We start from the raw sequence: 18808 nt of genomic DNA, 5'->3' as shown, positions 1-18808 counted from the left end.
CATTGTGGCCAGGTTTTGAATGTTAAAATTAGATTTTAAAGTAAGTAACAGCAAGAGCAAGTAGGAAGAATAATACGGATAATACAATCGTAATACGATGTAGAATCAAGTCAATTCCTCGTGCTTTTTGCTTGCCGAATAGGGATTCAGCACCACCAGAAATGGCACCAGATAATCCAGCGCTCTTACCAGATTGAAGTAAAACAACCGCAATAAGACCAATACTTACGATAACTAATAATGTTACGACTAATGCATGCATGTAAGCCACCTCCTGTTAGACGTACAATTCACAGTATATTAAATTTACCATATTATTTCCCATTAGACAATACTATTCTAGGGACAGTCCCCCGCTGCGTTAAAGCGCCGGGGGACTGTCCCCAAGGTCAAGGTGTTGATTCTATCTTAGAATAGAAGATGCCATTCTTACATATGTATGCCGTTTTCCTCTTACTACAATGGAGTAGGCTGTGATGTTTTCTGGGATTGCGATTCCGGCTGCTCCGGCATCTCCGATATGGTATAAATCCGCACCGGCCATTTTACTGTTTAAGGCTATCTGTTTTACGGTAGCTTCATCTGAGCCTTCTTGACTTGTACCAGTGGTCAATATGGCTAGTGCGCCTTTTTCGTGGACACTATCGACCAACTTGGCGGTTCTTTCAATCGTAAAGCCTGGGACTGTCCCTGGTGATGGAATAAGTATAATGTCTGCTCCAGCTTCGATAAACGAATGCAAGGTCTCGGTCGACATCAAGCTGCCACCAACCTCACCAGCAACACCGGCACTATGCATTTTTCCGGCTATAATCAATCCGTCTTCACCAAAAACGCTTCGAGCCACTTGAATCGCCTTTGTGATTTCTGCATTTGACACACCTGTTTTCGGATTCCCTGTCAGACAGACAAAATCAAAACCTAGCTCTTTAGCTTTTTGCAGTGATTTTTCAGTAGCCAGTCTTCCTTCAGGTAATTCAATTAAGGATTCAACTTGTTTCACCGTAAGATCTACTGGCTCTAAATTAAGACCAATGGGACGTCCTACAAGCTTTTTCAGAGTGCGCACAATGGTGTCAGGCACCACTTCAGGTAATCCCTCCATTGTCGGATTAAACACATCAAAGAAGTTTAATAAGATGAGGTCTGCTCCAAATGCGGCCGCCATTTCAGCATTGGTCACGGCAGGATAATAAGGGGTAATGCTTCCGATAACCTCCGCCACAATCGTTCTTCCCTCTGATGCGAGGATACTTTGCTTCAATTCTTTTCCTGTCATTTTTTCAAAATCAGCAGCTGTACAATCCAAGAGACGTTTCAAAAAGATCAACTCCCAACTAATTTTTCCTATCTATATGAAAAATACCACAAATAGACAATTTGTGGTAGTAAGAAAAGCACAAGCTCCTTGGTCAGCCCCAATCAAGGAGACTGGTCGCTTTTTCAGACAGAGAGCTGATCTGTTACCTTAAACCTACCACAGCCATTAGCCTTTAGTTGTCAGACAACCTTTTCAGGGCAATTGAAACTTCTTCTATTTACCGTTCTTACCTTTTCTCTTATCACGGGCATTAGAACCTTCTTCTATTTACCGCTCGCATACTTTTTTACATACCATGGGCATTGGAAACTTCCCTATGGAAATTGAAAAAGACACCCCGCAAAACGGAGTGCCTTTGAATAGTAAAATTACTTGCTTAAGTTATAGAAAGACTTAAGGCCGTTGTATTGGCTAGTTTCACCTAATTGATCTTCGATACGAAGTAATTGGTTGTACTTAGCTACGCGGTCAGTACGTGATGGCGCACCAGTCTTGATTTGACCAGCATTTGTAGCAACTGCGATATCAGCAATTGTGTTATCTTCAGTTTCACCAGAACGGTGAGAGATAACAGCTGTGTAACCAGCACGTTTAGCCATTTCGATTGCATCAAATGTTTCAGTAAGAGTACCGATTTGGTTAACCTTGATAAGGATTGAATTACCGATACCTTTTTCGATACCTTCAGAAAGTTTCTTAGTGTTAGTTACGAATAAGTCGTCACCCACTAATTGAACTTTTTTACCAAGACGCTCAGTTAAAAGCTTGTGACCTTCCCAGTCGTTTTCATCTAAACCGTCTTCGATAGAGATGATTGGGTATTTATTAGCAAGCTCTTCATACCAGTCAACCATTTCAGCAGATGTCTTCACAACACCTTCGCCGGAAAGATGGTACTTACCGTCTTCTTTGTTGTAGAACTCAGAAGATGCAGCATCCATTGCTAACATAACTTCGTCGCCAGGCTTGTAGCCTGCTTTTTCGATTGCTTCAACGATTGTTTGAAGTGCTTCTTCGTTAGAGCCTAGGTTTGGAGCAAATCCACCTTCGTCACCAACAGCTGTGTTAAGACCTTTAGACTTAAGAACTGATTTTAATGTATGGAAGATTTCAGCGCCCATACGTAGTGCTTCTTTAAAGCTTGGTGCACCTACAGGCATGATCATGAATTCTTGGATATCTACGTTGTTATCAGCATGCTCTCCACCATTAACGATGTTCATCATAGGAACTGGAAGCTGCTTAGAGTTGAATCCGCCAAGGTATTGATATAAAGGAATATCAAGGTAGTTTGCTGCAGCGTGAGCAACCGCCATAGACACACCAAGGATTGCGTTTGCACCTAATTTACCTTTGTTTTCTGTTCCATCAAGCTCAATTAACGCATGGTCAACACCCACTTGATCAAGTACGCTGTACTCTTCGCCAACAAGCATTGGAGCGATAATTTCGTTTACGTTGTCAACTGCTTTTTGAACACCTTTACCAAGGTAACGAGACTTGTCACCGTCACGAAGTTCAACTGCTTCGTATTCACCAGTTGAAGCACCACTTGGAACTAGAGCGCGACCAAAAGCACCTGATTCTGTGAAAACTTCTACTTCGATTGTTGGGTTACCACGGGAGTCTAATACTTCACGAGCGTATACATCTGCAATAAATGGCATTTAAAATCTCTCCTTAAAAATAGTTTAATTAGTTCGGTCAAAACGAACGATTATTTTATTAATGAAGTTCCAGTCATTTCGGCTGGTTTTTCAACCTTTAATAAATCTAACATAGTTGGAGCAAGATCTCCAAGGATTCCACCGTCACGTAACTCCACACCTTGCTTTGTTACAATGACAGGAACCGGATTGGTTGTATGAGCAGTCATTGGCTCGCCTTCTAAAGTGATTACTTCGTCGGCATTCCCATGGTCTGCAGTGATAATTGCTGCGCCGCCTTTTTCAAGGATCAGATCAACAATTTTTCCTAAGCATTCATCCACAGTTTCAATTGCTTTAACAGTCGGTTCAAGCATTCCAGAGTGTCCAACCATATCTGGGTTAGCGAAGTTTAAGAGGATCGCATCAAATTTATCATTTTGGATTTCATTGAGTAAGGCATCTGTTACTTCATAAGCACTCATCTCTGGCTTCAGGTCATAAGTTGCAACCTTTGGAGAGTTGATTAAAATCCGCTCTTCACCAGGAAATTTCTCTTCACGGCCGCCGCTCATAAAGAACGTCACGTGAGGATATTTTTCTGTTTCCGCAATTCGAAGCTGCTTTAAGTTATTTTGAGCCAAGACTTCACCTAACGTGTTATCTAGGTTTGTAGGTTTAAACGCTACATATCCATCAACAGATTCACTGAAGTGTGTTAAGCAGACAAAGAATAGATCCTTTGGATGCTTTGGTCCGCGGTCAAAGGCACGGAAATCAGCGTTCGTAAATGTATTAGAAATCTGAATCGCACGGTCCGGACGGAAGTTATAGAAAATAACCGCATCATTGTCCTGAATCGTTGCAACAGGCTTTCCATCTTCTTTTGTAATCACGGATGGGATCACGAATTCATCAAAGATCCCATGTTCATAGGAATCCTTTACCACATCCATTGGGTTTGTGTAGGCAGGACCTTCTCCATACACCATAGAACGGTAAGACTTTTCTACACGCTCCCAGCGCTTGTCACGGTCCATTGAATAGTAACGGCCTGAAATGGTTGCGAACTCACCCACGCCATACTCCTTCATTTTATCCAAAGTTTGCTGAATATATTTTTCTGCAGTTTTTGGTCCCACGTCACGGCCATCAAGGAAAGCATGGATATAAACTTTTTCAACGCCTTCTTCTTTTGCTAGTTTCAATAGGGCAAACATATGTTGAATATGACTGTGAACGCCGCCATCTGAAAGTAAGCCGAATAAGTGTAGGGCAGTACCGTTTTTCTTTACATGCTCCATTGCACCTGTAAAAGTATCATTTTTTTCAAATTCGCCCTCACGAATGGCAATGTTTACACGAGTTAAGCTTTGGTACACGATACGTCCAGCACCAATATTCAAGTGTCCTACCTCAGAATTTCCCATTTGTCCTTCAGGAAGACCGACAGCCTCACCAGATGCTGTTAAATGGGAATGTGGATAACTGCTCCAGAAACGGTCAAAATTAGGTTTTTTAGCGTGTGCTACCGCATTACCTTTTTGCTCTCCTCTGCATCCAAAACCATCAAGGATGATCAGAGCAACTGGAGATTTACTCATAACTGCCTGCCTCCAGTAACTGTAAAAATGATTGTGCTTCAAGGCTTGCTCCGCCTACTAATGCACCATCAATATCAGGCTGTGCCATGTATTCTTTAATGTTTTCCGGCTTCACACTGCCGCCGTACTGGATTCTTACAGCATCAGCAACATCTTGAGAGAATTGCTGTGCCACCACTTGACGGATATGTGCACAAACATCGTTTGCATCCTTTGAAGTAGAAGATTTACCAGTTCCGATTGCCCAAATTGGTTCGTAAGCGATAACTGATTCTTTCACTTGCTCATCAGTCAAACCTGCTAATGCCTTAGCAACTTGGTCACCTACTAATTTATTGGTTTCACCATTTTCACGTTGTTCTAGCGTTTCACCACAGCAAATGATCGGAGTTAAGTTGTATTTAAACGCTGCTAGCGCTTTTTTGTTCACTGTTTCATCGGTTTCATTGAACATTTCACGACGTTCTGAGTGTCCGATGATGACATAGTTCACTCCAAGATCAGCAAGTGCTTTCGGGCTAATTTCGCCTGTAAACGCTCCATTTTCTTCAAAGTGCATGTTCTGAGCACCAATTTTCACATCGCTGCCTTCTGTTACTTCTACAAGGTTTTGTAAAAATAAAGCCGGTGAACAAATAACAGAATCGATCTTATCTTCAGCAGGTACAAGTCCTTTCACTTCTTCCGCAAAGCTTTTTGCTTCAGAAAGAGTCTTGTTCATCTTCCAGTTACCTGCAATGATTGGTTTACGCATTAAAAGCACATCCTTTCATAGTTGTAGGAGCAAATATTATTTATCGTTTAATGCAACGACGCCTGGCAATGCTTTGCCTTCCATAAATTCAAGGGAAGCGCCACCACCTGTAGAAATGTGGCTCATTTTATCTGCTAAGTCGAACTTCTCAACTGCAGCTGCTGAATCTCCACCGCCAATTACTGAATATGTACCTTCTGCTTCAGCAAGTGCTTCTGCAACGGCTTTTGTACCGCCTGCAAATTTATCAATTTCAAATACACCCATCGGCCCGTTCCAAATCACAAGCTTAGATTTTTTAATCACATCAGCGTAAATCTCTCTTGTTTTTGGTCCGATATCAAGAGCTTCCCAATCTGCAGGAATTTCTTCAATCGCTACTACCTTTGAATTGGCATCTGCACCAAAATCATCAGCAACAACTACGTCAACTGGCATATAGAAATTAACGCCTTTTTCCTTCGCTTTTTCCATGAATGAGTTGGCAAGGTCAATCTTATCTACTTCAAGAAGAGACTTTCCAACTTCATGGCCTTGTGCCTTCACAAATGTATAAGCAAGTCCACCACCGATGATAAGGTTGTCGACTAATTCTAATAGGTTTTCAATAACACCGATCTTGTCCTTAACCTTCGCTCCACCAATAATCGCTGTGAATGGACGCTCAGGATTAGAAAGTGCTTTACCAAGTACTTCAAGTTCTTTTTCCATTAAGAAGCCTGAAACAGCTGGCAGGTTATGAGCAATTCCTTCTGTTGAAGCATGCGCACGGTGTGCCGCACCAAAGGCGTCGTTCACATAAACATCAGCAAGCTCCGCAAATGCTTTTGCCAACTCAGGATCATTCTTTTCTTCACCAGGGTAGAAGCGCACGTTTTCTAGTAAAAGAACATCGCCCTCTGCCATTGTGTCAATTAACGCTTTAACAGAATCGCCATATGCCTCATCTGCTTTTTTCACGTCTTTACCAAGAAGTTCTGAAAGTCTTACACCGACTGGAGTTAAGCGCATTTCTTCGACCACTTTTCCCTTTGGTCGGCCGAAATGGCTTGCCAAAATGACTTTTGCTCCCTGCTCGATTAAGTACTGAATGGTTGGCAATGCTGCGCGAATGCGTGTTTCGTCTGTAATTTTTCCATCCTGCATTGGGACGTTAAAATCTACTCGACAAAAAACACGTTTACCTTTAACATCTACATCTTTTAATGTTTTTTTGTTCATGTAAAGGACCTCCTTAGTTTGGCTCTTCAAAATACTTCTAATTTCATTAAAAAAGGAGGGGGAATCCTCCCCGCTCCCCTTTGGAATACCATTTAACATTATAAATTGTTTATGACTGGAATGCCAATCATATCCAAGTTAAAAATTAAAGTCCTTTTGCAGCGATATAATCAACAAGGTCAACAACGCGGTTAGAGTAACCAACTTCGTTATCGTACCAAGATAATACTTTTACCATGTTTCCTTCAAGAACCATTGTTGATAATGCATCGATTGTAGAAGAAGCAGTGCTTCCGTTGTAGTCGCTAGATACTAATGGAAGATCGCTGTATTCTAAGATTCCTTTTAATGGACCTTCTGCAGCTGCTTGTAATGCATTGTTTACTTCTTCAGCTGTTACTTCTCTTTCTAATTCTGCAACTAAGTCAACTACAGATACGTTTGGAGTTGGAACACGCATTGCCATACCGTTTAACTTACCTTTAAGTTCAGGAAGAACTAGAGAAACCGCTTTTGCAGCACCAGTTGAAGTTGGGATCATGTTTTCAGCTGCTGCACGTGCACGACGGTAGTCTTTGTGTGGTAAGTCAAGGATTTGTTGGTCATTTGTGTATGAGTGAACAGTTGTCATCATACCGCGCTTGATTCCAAAAGTATCATTTAATACTTTAGCAAATGGTGCTAAGCAGTTTGTAGTACACGATGCGTTAGATAATACGTGGTGGTTAGCTGCATCGTACTTGTCTTCGTTAACACCCATAACGATTGTGATATCTTCGTTAGATGCTGGAGCAGAGATGATAACTTTCTTAGCGCCTGCTTCAAGGTGCTTCGCTGCATCTTCACGCTTTGTGAAACGGCCAGTAGATTCAACTACTACATCAACACCAAGATCTCCCCAACCAAGTTGTGCAGGATCGCGCTCAGCGATAACTTTTACTTTATGTCCGCCAACTACTAGGTATTCACCATCGACAGTTACATCTTCTTGAAGAGTTCCGTGAACTGTATCATATTTTAAAAGATGCGCAAGCATGTTTGCATCAGTTAAGTCATTGATTGCAACGATTTCTACATTGCTATTGTTTAATGCCGCACGGAATACGTTACGACCAATACGTCCAAATCCATTAATACCAACTTTTACTGCCATGTTAATTTCCTCCTTTTATATGGGAAAAGATATATTTTTAAAAGGAATTACCCTTTCAATAACCGTTTTGCCACACCTTCATCGGTAATAAGTATCGTCGAGGCTGGTGCTTGTTTAAAATACGCTTTAATGGCTTTCGCCTTTGAGGCCCCTCCTGCAACTGCAATCACATGTGGGATCTCTGCCAGGTCTTCCAGCTGAAGTCCAATCGTAAGTACCTTGTGGACAATCTCGCCTTCTTCGTTAAAATAATAGCCAAATGCTTCCCCGACTGCTTTCCCATCTTCAAGTTTTTTCTTAATATCCGGGTTGGTTTTCCGTCGTTCAGCCATTGTGATAGCATCCCCAATTCCATGAAGAACCATGCTTGCTGATTTAATCAAATGCAAAACATCATGAATATCAGGTTCCTTTATGAGGGATTCATAAATTTCTGAACTGACTTGATCGGGTACATAGAAAACACGATACTTAGAATCAGTATTTTTCGCCATATTCGAGCAAATGGTGTTTGCCTGGTTATGGACATCCTCACCAACTCCGCCTCGAGCAGGGACAAATAGCAATTCCTTCTTGGAAAAATCAGGTGTTAATCTTTCTGCAACAGCAGCCATGGTTGAACCGCCAGTAACAGCGATGATATTTTTCCCGCTTAGAAGCTTTTTCATGCAAATCGCACTTGCTTTGCCAAGCTCTCCTTTGACCATCGGTGACTCATCACTATCGCCAGGGACAATGATGACCTTCTTGATGCCAAGCCGGTGCTTTAATTCCATTTCCATTACATCAATACCCTTTAGCTCTCGCATCAAACCTTCTAAATCTTCCAGTAAATTTTTCCCTTCAGAGGTTAAACTCATTCCCACATTATTTGTGAATATAAGATTTTGATCTTTCAGGAATTCAACTTCACCGCGAAGGACTCGCTCAGTTAATTCTAGGCTGACGGCTAAACTTCTTCTACCTACCGGCTGCATAAAACCTATGTATCGTAGGATAGAATAACGTTTCTGAATCACTTGAAGAAGGTCGGGTACTAATTTTTTTTGGATATCGATAAATGACTGCATGATGTTCATGCTCCTTTTATTCTATGTAGTTGGTCAAAAAATGTCCACCATAGACATATTGTGTCCCACCTACTGTAAAAAAAATCACCCCTACTACGTTTTTCATTGTAACAGGAGTGAAAACCTATTTCAACTTATAAAATCGCCTTTTTTTCATGTAAACGGTTACTAATGTCAAATTTGTTAACGAAGCCATATCCAGCCTCTTCACCGTCTATGAAAACCACCGGAATCATGAGTCCATACCGTTCCGTTAATTCATCACTTGTTTCAATATCAATTTCTTCGAGATAAAAATTCCAATCCTCTTTTAATTCAAGGAGGGTGTCCTTCGCTTTATCACATAAAGGACAACTTTTTCTTGTATATAGGGTTATCGTAGTTTGTACCATTAGTTGATTCCTTTCCATCTTGTCGTTCTAGCCAAATAAAAAATACCAATGTTTAAAGTAGAAATCCACTTTATTACTTAAATCTTTTTCTTTTTGAAGAAGATTGAATCCCTAATTGTTCGCGATACTTAGCAATGGTACGTCTCGATACCACTATTCCCTTGTTCTCCTTTAAAAGGCCAACAATATCCTGGTCGGATAGTGGCTTTTCTTTATTCTCTTGTTCTATTAAATGACTTATTTCATTCTTCACCTGGGTTGATGAAGTACTTTCTTCGTCTGTAACAGTCTGTATGGTACTTGTAAAAAAGGACTTTAAGGGAAAGGTCCCTAACGGAGTTTGGATATATTTTTCCCGCACTGCCCGGCTAACGGTCGATTCATGAATATCAAGTTCCATGGCAATTTCCTTCATCGTCATCGGCACTAAATATTGCATCCCTTTAAGAAGGCATACAGTTTGTTTTTCGACGATTTTTGAGATGACTCTTGTTAGTGTCTCTCGCCGTTGTTCAATGGCCTTTAAAATCCAATGATAATCCTGAACCTTATCTTGCAGAAATTTGCTAACCTGCTGATCCTGATCCTTAAATTTTTTGAAATAAGATTCATTAAAGCTAATCCTCGGTAGGGAATCGTCAAACATCCGTACTTCAAGCCCCGCCGCAGTTCGCTCTACTATGGCATCCGGGATGATATATGAGGGTGCTTCTTCTCTTAAAAATGCCCCTGGTTTTGGATTAAGGAGTTGAACCTGATCGAATAGATCTTGAATCTCCTTTAAAGTTACTTGGAGCTCTTTTGAAATTTGTCTCCATTTCTTTTCAGCAAAAGGGACAAAATAGTGAGTAATGATTGTTTGGGCCAGTTCATTATTTGGATTTTGATAATATAGTTGCATCAACAGGCACTCTTGCAGGTTTCTTGCACCAATTCCTGCCGGTTCCAATGTTTGGATGACCGCAAGACAGTCTTCTACTAGCTCCACTTCTACAAGTAAGCTTTCTGCAATTTCATTAAGGTCACCTGAAAAGTAACCGTTTTCATCTAAATGTAGAATGAGATGTCGGATTACTTTTAGTTGTTCTGTTGAAAGGTTGGTTATTTTTAATTGAGAGAGTAAGTGTTCTTCAAGAGAAAACGGTCTTTCGGCGATTTGCTCAATCCAGTTCTTTTCCTCTTTTTGATGTTTCCGTCGATTGCGGTCAATCAGGGGATTCATTGGCTTGACCGTACTGTTTTCGAGTTGCATTAAGGGATTTTCAAGGACCTTATCTTCTAAAAAGGCAGTTAGCTCCTGAGCCGAATACTGTAGTAAGGCAATTGCCTGAGATAATTCCTGTGTCATTGCCAACTTTAACGTTTGCTGCTGCCATAAACCCGCTTTTAAGTTCATTCCGATCCCCCCATGTACCCTATTTTACACGATTGAGGGATATTGGTGTATTGGAAATATTAGAAAGAGGGGTATGCTTGGTGGTTTTGTGCCGAATTGAGTGGGTTTTGTGCTAATTTCGTGGGGTTTTGTGCTATTTTTAAGGTGGTTTGTGTAATTAGCCATTTATTGGAATTAAATCGCGCAAAAAAATACCTCTGTTCTTTGACAAAGAACAGAGGTATTTGGTGACGCCCTCGGCAGGAATCGAACCCACATCTCAAGAACCGGAATCTTACGTGCTATCCGTTGCACCACGAGGGCAAATATATTAGCGACTTACATATTATATGCGATTACTATGTAATTTGCAAGTAGGGATTGGGTTTAAAAACATGTGAAGTGGGTATGATGAATTAGGGAAAGCTGTCGAACAAATTTAAGTCAAACCGTTTGACCTTTATTGACCATCCAGTGTATGATAACTATACATAATATTTTTACCTTTCTATTCAAAAGGAGGAAGAAACATGAATTTAATCCCTACAGTAATTGAACAAACAAACCGTGGTGAAAGAGCATATGACATTTACTCTCGCCTACTTAAAGACCGGATTATTATGCTTGGAAGCGCGATCGATGATCATGTAGCTAACAGCATTGTTGCCCAATTATTATTCCTAGAAGCTGAAAATCCTGAGAAGGATATTACTCTTTATATCAACAGCCCAGGGGGAAGCATCACAGCTGGAATGGCTATTTATGACACTATGCAATATATTAAAGCTGATGTTTCAACTGTATGTATCGGTATGGCTGCATCTATGGGTGCATTCCTTCTTGCTGCAGGTGCAAACGGCAAACGTTTTGCTCTACCTAATGCAGAAGTCATGATCCACCAACCACTTGGCGGTGCTCAAGGTCAAGCAACTGAAATTGAGATTGCAGCGAAGCGTATTCTTTTCCTTCGTGAAAAATTAAATGGCATTTTAGCTGAGCGCACTGGTCAGCCTCTTGAAGTGATTCAACGTGATACTGACCGCGATAACTTCATGACTGCTGAAAGGGCAAAAGAATACGGCCTAATCGACAGCATTATTACTCGTAAGCCTTCTGATTCTGCTGAAAAAAAATAATCTCTTAAGCAATCGGCCATGTGCCGGTTGCTTTTTTATTATTGTAATTAAAAAAAGGGTTCAGACTCAGATATACGAGAGTCGAACCCTTTTTAATTTATTGTTCCTTTTGGATAAAGTCAGTTAAAGAGTGGATGGCAGTTTCTTCATCATCACCATCTGCTATAATATTAATCACGACGCCTGAGCCAACAGCAAGGCTCATTAATCCCATAATACTCTTAGCGTTAACCTTCTTACCATCCTTCTCAAGAAAAATATCTGCTGAAAAACGGTTTGCTTCTTGTACAAAAAGTGCTGCAGGTCGTGCTTGTAGACCAGTCTTCAATTTAACTTCTACTTCTTTTGCCAACATCTCGCATTTCCTCCTCGTGTCCATTCTCTATAATCATAAAACAATTTTAACCAGTTACTAATCCCTTGTAGCGATTTCGCCCATTCGTAGCTTCTCGGCTATTTCATCAATTTTTCTTAGGCGGTGATTAATGCCTGATTTACTGATTGTGCCACCAGACACCATCTCTCCCAATTCCTTCAGAGTGACATCCGTATATTGCATACGAAGCTCAGCAATTTCCCTTAACTTATCGGGTAGAATCTGAAGACCAACCGTTTGATTAATGAAACGGATATTCTCCACCTGTCTGATCGAGGCACCAATCGTTTTATTCAGATTGGCTGTTTCACAGTTAACAAGGCGATTGACCGAATTCCTCATATCTCTTACGATTCTTACATCTTCAAAGCGCAGCAAGGCATTGTGAGCACCTATGATATTTAAAAACTCGGTAATTTTCTCCGCTTCTTTTAAATAAGTAATATAGCCTTTTTTGCGCTCAAGCGTTTTACTGTTAAGACCAAATATATTCATCAATTCACATAAAGAGTCGTTATGCTCTTTATAAAGTGAAAAAATTTCCAAATGATAAGAAGATGTTTCTGGGTTATTGACCGATCCACCTGCCAAAAATGCTCCGCGTAAATAAGAACGCTTACAACACTTCTTCTTTATTAAATCAGGTGAAATATCATGTATAATGGTAAATCCTTCCCCGAGTATTTTGGTATCCTCGAGAATTTCCTTCGCCTGTTCTGACAAGCGCACAATATACACATTGTTCTTTTTTAACCTCATTTTCTTTCGAACAAGCAGCTCCACCTGTACTTGATAGCTCTTTTTTAATAAGGTATAAATCCTTCTAGCAATTGCAGCATTTTCGGTTTGAATATCAACAACTAACTTCCTATTTGAAAAGGAAAGGGAACCATTCATGCGGATCAATGCTGATAACTCAGCTTGAATGCAGCATGTTTTCACTTCCAGGTTAGTTAATTCTTTTTTCGTCTCCGAAGCGAAAGACATCCCCTCACCCCCTAAAACCTCATAATGATCTTGTTTCTTACTTTTAAAACCTACAAGTATTTACGCTTCATAACGCTTTTTGGTTTCATCTAATAACAAATTATATAAAATTTTTGCTACCTTTTTCGGATCATGTCTTAAAGCACCATTCTCCTGGTAGGCAATATCTGCATGCACCACTTCAAGACCCAGCTCATAAAGCCTGGGCAAATCATATTCCACAGGGTTCGCCAATTCTTCATTGTAACGAAGCTGAATATCCTTTGGCACTTCTTCATTGTTAACTAAAATGGTATTCATAAACGCACAGCTCATATGATCATAAATGGCCTTTACATGATCGCTCGCTGTATAGCCGTGGGTTTCCCCTGCCTGCGTCATTAGATTACAGATATACACCTTTTTGGCATGGGAACGACATACTTCATCCCCTAAACGCGGGACTAACAAATTAGGCAGAATACTGGTATACAGGCTTCCAGGACCAATAATAATTAAGTCCGCCTGACGAATGGCTTGAATCGTCTCAGGCAATGGTCGGATATTTTTTTTAGATGTTAAAAAGACCTTCTTAATTTTCTTACCGGAATAAGGAATTTTTGATTCGCCGGAAACAATCGCACCGTCTTCCATCTCGGCGTGCAAAACCACGCTTTGATTCGCGGCAGGTAGCACCTTCCCACGAACATTTAGAATCTTACTCATCTCCTGAATGGCGTGAACAAAATTCCCAGTAATCGAAGTCATCGCGGCCAAGATTAAATTTCCTAATGAATGGCCGGAAAGTTCATTTGACGTTTTAAACCGATGTTGAAACATTTCCTCCACAAGCGGTTCAACATCAGACAGTGATGCTAGCACATTGCGAATATCTCCTGGAGGAGGAATATGGAGGTCATCGCGCAAACGTCCCGAGCTGCCTCCGTCATCCGCGACTGTCACTATGGCGGTAATGTCCACAGGATACTGTTTTAACCCTCGTAGCAAAACTGGTAATCCTGTTCCTCCGCCAATAACGACAATTCGAGGCTGTCCGTAATTACTCATGTTGTTTTATCCTTTCTCCTCTCAATGTCACGGTGGGAAACAATCGTCTTATAATCATTTTTGAAAAAGTCACCAATATATTCTGCTAGCGCAACCGAACGATGCTGCCCGCCTGTACAGCCGATGGCAATCACCAGTTGTGCTTTCCCTTCTCTTTTATAATGCGGAAGCATGAAGGTGAGTAAGTCAGTGACTTTTTCTAAGAATTTATGCGTTTCGTTCCATTTTAAGACATAGCTGGAGACCTCATCGTCCAGCCCTGTTTTTGGCCTCATATGCTCGATATAGTGTGGATTCGGTAAGAAACGCACATCAAAAACAAGATCAGCATCAATAGGAATCCCATGCTTAAATCCAAACGACATGACATTGACAGTAAAGATTAGTTGTTTATTAGCCGTAAATTCGGTTAATATTTTTTCGCGCAGTTCACGCGGTTTCATCTGAGAAGTGTTATAAATCAACTGTGCACGGCCTTTTAATTCCTCCAAAAGCTCTCGTTCAAGCGTGATGCCTTCTAGAGGCAGACCTGTTTGAGCAAGCGGGTGCGACCGTCTTGTTTCCTTATATCTGCGTACTAGTGTAGAATCATCCGCATCTAAAAATAGTATCTGCGGCGTTACCCAAGAGGTTTCAGCTAACTCATCAAGTGCTTTAAAGAGATGATCGAAGAATTCTCTTCCTCTTAAGTCCATTACAAGGGCAACTTTATTCATTTTATTCCCAGATTCCTTCATAAGTTCAAGAAATTTAGGAAGTAACGTAGGAGGCAGATTGTCGACACAGAAGAACCCTAAATCTTCAAAGCTTTGAATGGCTACAGTTTTTCCAGCCCCAGACATTCCTGTAATAATGACCATTTGAGTTTCACTTGTCGAACCAGTACTCATTTCCCATTCCCCCCACAAAATATATCTTCTTATTCCTCCAAACGCCTCTTGATTTCGCCTATGGCTTGTCAATAATGCGTTTACAATTAACTCGGGTCTAATCGGTAACCAATCAGCTCAAATTCCTTAGTATAGGTAAATGTACCGTATATGATTCCTTTTCCATGAACCATGTAGTCAATAATATGATAGTCACCCTCGGCCATCGGCAGACTTTTTACCTGGTCAATTGATTGCCACGCGAGCTTCCCTTCAGGCGATTCCTCTAAATCTACCCCATCCGATTCAGTGGCGCAAAAAGTGAACATCATCCACTCTGAAAGGAGTTGTTCTCCTTCTTTCATGATCATAGTAAAAATGCCTTTAAGTTGTGGATTTTTGAGATAGATTCCTGTTTCTTCACGATATTCTCTTATGCAAGAATCACGAACCGATTCACCTGGCTCCATTTTACCGCCTGGAGCCACCCACCAGCCGCGGCTCGGTTTTTGCAGCAACAAAATTTTATCCTCTTTTATTAATACACAATTGGTGACCCGCTGCATGTTTCCACCCTCTTTATTTAAGCACAAAGGCTTGTGCAAGTATGCGAAATATCCTAATATAACATTTTATTTATTCTTTTCATTATACTATTTTTAAGATACAGTCACAATGAATACAAATTTGATATTTCTGTTAATTATTTCTGATAACTAAGTTGGAAAACTAGCTTTGCGGACACTTTATTTTTTGGACAAGGCTGTATTAAACATGAATGTTGATTTCCGCTCCAGGCGCGAGCGGTTCGCGGGCGTGCCGGGGAGCCTCCTCGTCGTTTCCGCTCCTGCGGGGTCTCCCCTGCCCCGTACTCCCGCAGGAGTCTTCGCGCCTTCCACACCAATCAACATTGTCTAAAAAACAGCATTAACCTTTAACACAGCCTTGGACAAAAAAAATTGCACAAGCTGCTGGGCTTGTGCAGGAAGGTATATATTTTTAAAGGGGGTCAATTATTATTTATCATACCCTATCTATATTTCACTACTGTTACAGAAGAGTTAAAACAGGATTACGTTTCTGTGAATGTTATGTTAACATCACTCACAATTATGGTAACCACCTATTTTCTTACCTTCATCTCTTCCTTCAGTTCTTCTACAAAATGCTGTGCGCTCTGTGCCGCAATACTGCCATCACCTGTCGCAGTTACAATTTGGCGTAATGTTTTTTCACGAATATCTCCCGCTGCAAACACACCAGGCACTTTTGTTTCCATGCGGTCGTTCGTTTCGATATAGCCGTTTTGATTCGTAATGCCAAGGCTTTCGAATGGTTTTGAAAGTGGAACCATTCCAACGTAGATAAACACACCATCTGCTGGCAATTCTTGTTCTTCTCCTGTTTCAGTTGAAACAAGCGTCACGCTGCCAACCTTACCGTCTTTACCGTTGATTGTTTTAACTGTGTGATTCCAGATAAAATCAACCTTCTCATTAGCAAACGCACGATCCTGAAGAATCTTTTGTGCACGAAGCTGATCGCGTCGATGAACAATGGTCACTTTAGAAGCGAAACGAGTTAAATAGACGCCTTCCTCAACAGCAGAGTCTCCTCCACCAATAACGAATAATTCTTTTCCTTTGAAAAAGGCACCATCACAAACGGCACAATAAGAAACGCCACGGCCGCCAAGTTCTTTTTCACCAGGTACTCCAAGCTTTTTATATTCGGCACCTGTGGAAATGATAACGGAATGCGCTTTGTATTGTTTTGCTCCAGCGGTTACGAGTTTGTAATCGCCGTGATCAACGATTTCCTTAATATCCCCGTAGGCATATTCAGCGCCAAATTTTTTCGCATGCTCAAACATTTTTGTGGATAGATCAGGCCCTAAAATACTCTCGAAACCCGGATAATTTTCCACATCCTCTGTGTTGGCCATTTGTCCGCCCGGCATACCGCGCTCAATCATAAGTGTGGATAGGTTGGCACGTGATGTATAAACAGCAGCGGTCATTCCGGCAGGACCAGCACCCGCAATAATAACGTCATAAATTTTTTCGTCAGACATCGGTTTTCACTCCTTATTTTAAAAGCGGAAGCGCCTTGGGCAGCCCCGACAAGCAAATGTTCTCGCCCAAATGAAGTCCGCACTTTGACTTCACTTGGGCGAGGTTATTTGACTCGAGGGGCTAGGCGCTGCAGCTAGATATAAAAAAAACGATTAAGTATATGTTTCCCTACTTAATCGTAATAAACAATCGGTTTATCGTCCATTTATCTGCTTAATTTAGAAAATCGTTTACTAGTTTGACATATTTACCAATCGTTGCAGATGAAAGTCCGTAGCGGTTGGCTACTTCTTGCTGCGAAACCTTTTCGCTACGCAACTTGTACCATACATATTCCACTGCCCCAGCCCAGGCACGTTTATTTTTCAAGCTGATGTTAGCTTTAGATAGTTCAACGAAAACAGAAAACCACATCAAATAAAGACCTGACTCCATCGTACCAATTGGCTGATGATTTTCATAAAAAATCTCAGCAATTTCCTGTGCATCTGCTGTCGTCGATTGTTTGCCCGAACGAATTAATGAGATGTATTCCTTCTCCAACGTGGTAAACTTTTGATTTTGAAAAAGCCGCTTAGACGTAATGATTTCTTCCTTTTTACTCGATACGGTTGTGAGAAACAGAGCAAATAATCGCTCTTCTACATAGTCGCTTTCAAGCTTTTGAAAAATTGAACCGGATAGGTCTTCAAAACCATTTGCGACTTCTTTTTCACCCCATGGCTCAGAACCTTCCTTGTCAGGGTTCCATTCAAGCACCTTTTTCCAAATGCTTTTTGCAAAGTTTTGGTTGCCGGTATAATACGCTGAATAAGAAAGCCAATAATAAAACGGACCGTCCCCATCATAGCCATGCTTGTATAGCTTCTTTAACCACAAATAGGCCTGTTCATATTCACCCACTAAGGCGAAGGTAGTGCCTAGTTTGTATTGATGTTCACTTAACATAGGCTGAATTTTTTTCAAAGATTCAACCAGCTTAGCAGCATTTTTTAATTTCCCTTGGTAATGTGCAAACACCAGGCGGTTACAAAGGGCATGCAAATTTCCTGGATTCCGCTCGAGTACATCATCTAAAATGCTTTCTGCCTTTTCGGCTTTACCTAAATAGAAATAGGCAAGCGCTAAGTTGTTGTATGCTGACCAGTATTCTGGGTATTCCTTGACGACATCCTTTAACAGCTCAATCGCTTTTGGAAAGTATCCCGATTCTAACAGGTCACGAGCCTGTTCTTGTTTGACTATTAAATCATCCTGCTCATACCAATCGTCCTCTAGATGCTCTGATTCCAAGGTTAGGAGCTCTAATAACTCTTCCGTGTCAGTAGAAAAATCACCCTCTGGATCAAGCTGCATGTAGAGCTGCGCATGATGATACGCATCTTTAAAAAATCCCAGGTGGGCATAATTATTTGCTAAAAAGTAGTGGCACTCTGCCATTTCCGGATCGAGTTCTTCAAGGATGAGATGCAAGAGTCGGTTGGAATTTTCAAACTCGCCAAGTTCTGTTGACACGATCGCCAACTGGCATGTAATCATCGGTTCACCCGGCTCAAGCTGAATCGCTCGCCCAAGATATTTTTTTGCTTTTATAAAATCACTTCGATGGTATGCCTTCAAACCCTTCGTGAAATAATATTCCCCCGTAGGAACAAATGAAAGTATTTTTCCCGTTTGCATTCTTGCTTTCGCTTTTTTTTCCATGAAGTCCTCCACATTCTTCTATATAACTTAGGTAGTATAACATATTAACTGGTTGTTCGAGAAGGGATTATAGTACGT

18 protein-coding genes and 1 tRNA gene are annotated in these 18808 nt (G+C 41.0%); 1 reads left to right on the top strand and 18 read right to left on the bottom strand.

Annotated elements, in window-relative coordinates; translation table 11 throughout:
* Window positions 1-28: 28 nt before the first annotated feature.
* The 11 genes from secG to AA0X95_RS07385 all read right to left on the bottom strand — a co-directional run bounded on the left by secG (window position 29) and on the right by AA0X95_RS07385 (window position 10860).
* Window positions 29-262: a preprotein translocase subunit SecG gene (gene secG, locus AA0X95_RS07435; protein ID WP_413307310.1), complete on the bottom strand. Its 234-nt coding sequence runs from the start codon at window positions 260-262 to the stop codon at window positions 29-31.
* Window positions 263-403: 141 nt separating this feature from the next.
* Entirely contained in the window at window positions 404-1321 is a 918-nt protein-coding gene (locus tag AA0X95_RS07430; protein ID WP_413307307.1) for a haloacid dehalogenase-like hydrolase, read from the bottom strand.
* Window positions 1322-1689: 368 nt separating this feature from the next.
* Window positions 1690-2988, bottom strand: coding sequence for a phosphopyruvate hydratase (gene eno / locus AA0X95_RS07425; protein WP_413307304.1), 1299 nt, complete (start codon window positions 2986-2988; stop codon window positions 1690-1692).
* Between the two features lie 50 nt (window positions 2989-3038).
* Window positions 3039-4571, bottom strand: a complete 1533-nt coding sequence (gene gpmI, locus AA0X95_RS07420; RefSeq protein WP_413307301.1) for a 2,3-bisphosphoglycerate-independent phosphoglycerate mutase — start codon at window positions 4569-4571, stop codon at window positions 3039-3041.
* The gene (gene tpiA, locus AA0X95_RS07415; RefSeq protein WP_413307298.1) at window positions 4564-5325 is read right to left on the bottom strand and encodes a triose-phosphate isomerase; all 762 of its coding nucleotides are present in this window, start codon (window positions 5323-5325) and stop codon (window positions 4564-4566) included. Before tpiA ends, gpmI begins: the two co-directional genes overlap by 8 nt.
* Window positions 5326-5361: 36 nt before the next feature.
* Window positions 5362-6546 (bottom strand): phosphoglycerate kinase, encoded by a 1185-nt coding sequence (locus AA0X95_RS07410; RefSeq protein WP_413307295.1) that lies wholly within the window; start codon window positions 6544-6546, stop codon window positions 5362-5364.
* Window positions 6547-6691: 145 nt separating this feature from the next.
* Window positions 6692-7699 (bottom strand): type I glyceraldehyde-3-phosphate dehydrogenase, encoded by a 1008-nt coding sequence (gap, locus tag AA0X95_RS07405; protein WP_413307293.1) that lies wholly within the window; start codon window positions 7697-7699, stop codon window positions 6692-6694.
* Between the two features lie 47 nt (window positions 7700-7746).
* Window positions 7747-8769, bottom strand: a complete 1023-nt coding sequence (locus AA0X95_RS07400) for a sugar-binding transcriptional regulator (protein WP_413307290.1) — start codon at window positions 8767-8769, stop codon at window positions 7747-7749.
* A 134-nt stretch (window positions 8770-8903) separates the two neighbouring features.
* Window positions 8904-9161 carry a glutaredoxin family protein gene (locus AA0X95_RS07395; protein ID WP_413307287.1) on the bottom strand — a complete coding sequence of 86 codons (258 nt, stop codon included), beginning with the start codon at window positions 9159-9161 and terminating at the stop codon, window positions 8904-8906.
* A 73-nt stretch (window positions 9162-9234) separates the two neighbouring features.
* Window positions 9235-10557, bottom strand: coding sequence for an RNA polymerase factor sigma-54 (gene rpoN, locus AA0X95_RS07390; protein ID WP_413307284.1), 1323 nt, complete (start codon window positions 10555-10557; stop codon window positions 9235-9237).
* A gap of 231 nt (window positions 10558-10788) precedes the next feature.
* A tRNA-Arg gene (locus AA0X95_RS07385) sits at window positions 10789-10860 on the bottom strand.
* A gap of 206 nt (window positions 10861-11066) precedes the next feature.
* On the opposite strand from AA0X95_RS07385, the gene clpP reads away from it, so the two are divergent.
* Window positions 11067-11672, top strand: coding sequence for an ATP-dependent Clp endopeptidase proteolytic subunit ClpP (gene clpP / locus AA0X95_RS07380; RefSeq protein WP_413307281.1), 606 nt, complete (start codon window positions 11067-11069; stop codon window positions 11670-11672).
* 97 nt (window positions 11673-11769) lie between these two features.
* Here the strand turns inward: clpP and AA0X95_RS07375 are convergent, their stop codons facing one another.
* The 7 genes from AA0X95_RS07375 to AA0X95_RS07345 form a co-directional block, all read right to left on the bottom strand.
* A complete protein-coding gene (locus AA0X95_RS07375) occupies window positions 11770-12027 on the bottom strand; it encodes an HPr family phosphocarrier protein (protein WP_413307278.1) in 258 nt (85 codons plus the stop codon).
* Between the two features lie 57 nt (window positions 12028-12084).
* Window positions 12085-13035: a DNA-binding protein WhiA gene (gene whiA / locus AA0X95_RS07370; protein ID WP_413307275.1), complete on the bottom strand. Its 951-nt coding sequence runs from the start codon at window positions 13033-13035 to the stop codon at window positions 12085-12087.
* Window positions 13036-13095: 60 nt separating this feature from the next.
* Window positions 13096-14082: a gluconeogenesis factor YvcK family protein gene (locus AA0X95_RS07365; protein WP_413307273.1), complete on the bottom strand. Its 987-nt coding sequence runs from the start codon at window positions 14080-14082 to the stop codon at window positions 13096-13098.
* Complete coding sequence (rapZ, locus tag AA0X95_RS07360; protein ID WP_413307272.1) at window positions 14079-14972, bottom strand: RNase adapter RapZ; 894 nt, start codon at window positions 14970-14972, stop codon at window positions 14079-14081. Before rapZ ends, AA0X95_RS07365 begins: the two co-directional genes overlap by 4 nt.
* 86 nt (window positions 14973-15058) lie before the next feature.
* Window positions 15059-15517: an NUDIX hydrolase gene (locus AA0X95_RS07355; RefSeq protein WP_413307271.1), complete on the bottom strand. Its 459-nt coding sequence runs from the start codon at window positions 15515-15517 to the stop codon at window positions 15059-15061.
* Window positions 15518-16074: 557 nt separating this feature from the next.
* Window positions 16075-17025, bottom strand: coding sequence for a thioredoxin-disulfide reductase (gene trxB, locus AA0X95_RS07350; RefSeq protein WP_413307267.1), 951 nt, complete (start codon window positions 17023-17025; stop codon window positions 16075-16077).
* Window positions 17026-17239: 214 nt separating this feature from the next.
* Window positions 17240-18730: a tetratricopeptide repeat protein gene (locus tag AA0X95_RS07345; RefSeq protein WP_413307264.1), complete on the bottom strand. Its 1491-nt coding sequence runs from the start codon at window positions 18728-18730 to the stop codon at window positions 17240-17242.
* Window positions 18731-18808: the final 78 nt, after the last annotated feature.

The organism is Neobacillus phoenicis (assembly GCF_047302305.1).
Lineage (GTDB): Bacteria > Bacillota > Bacilli > Bacillales > Cytobacillaceae > Neobacillus.
This window is presented reverse-complemented; position numbering and strand designations above follow the sequence as displayed.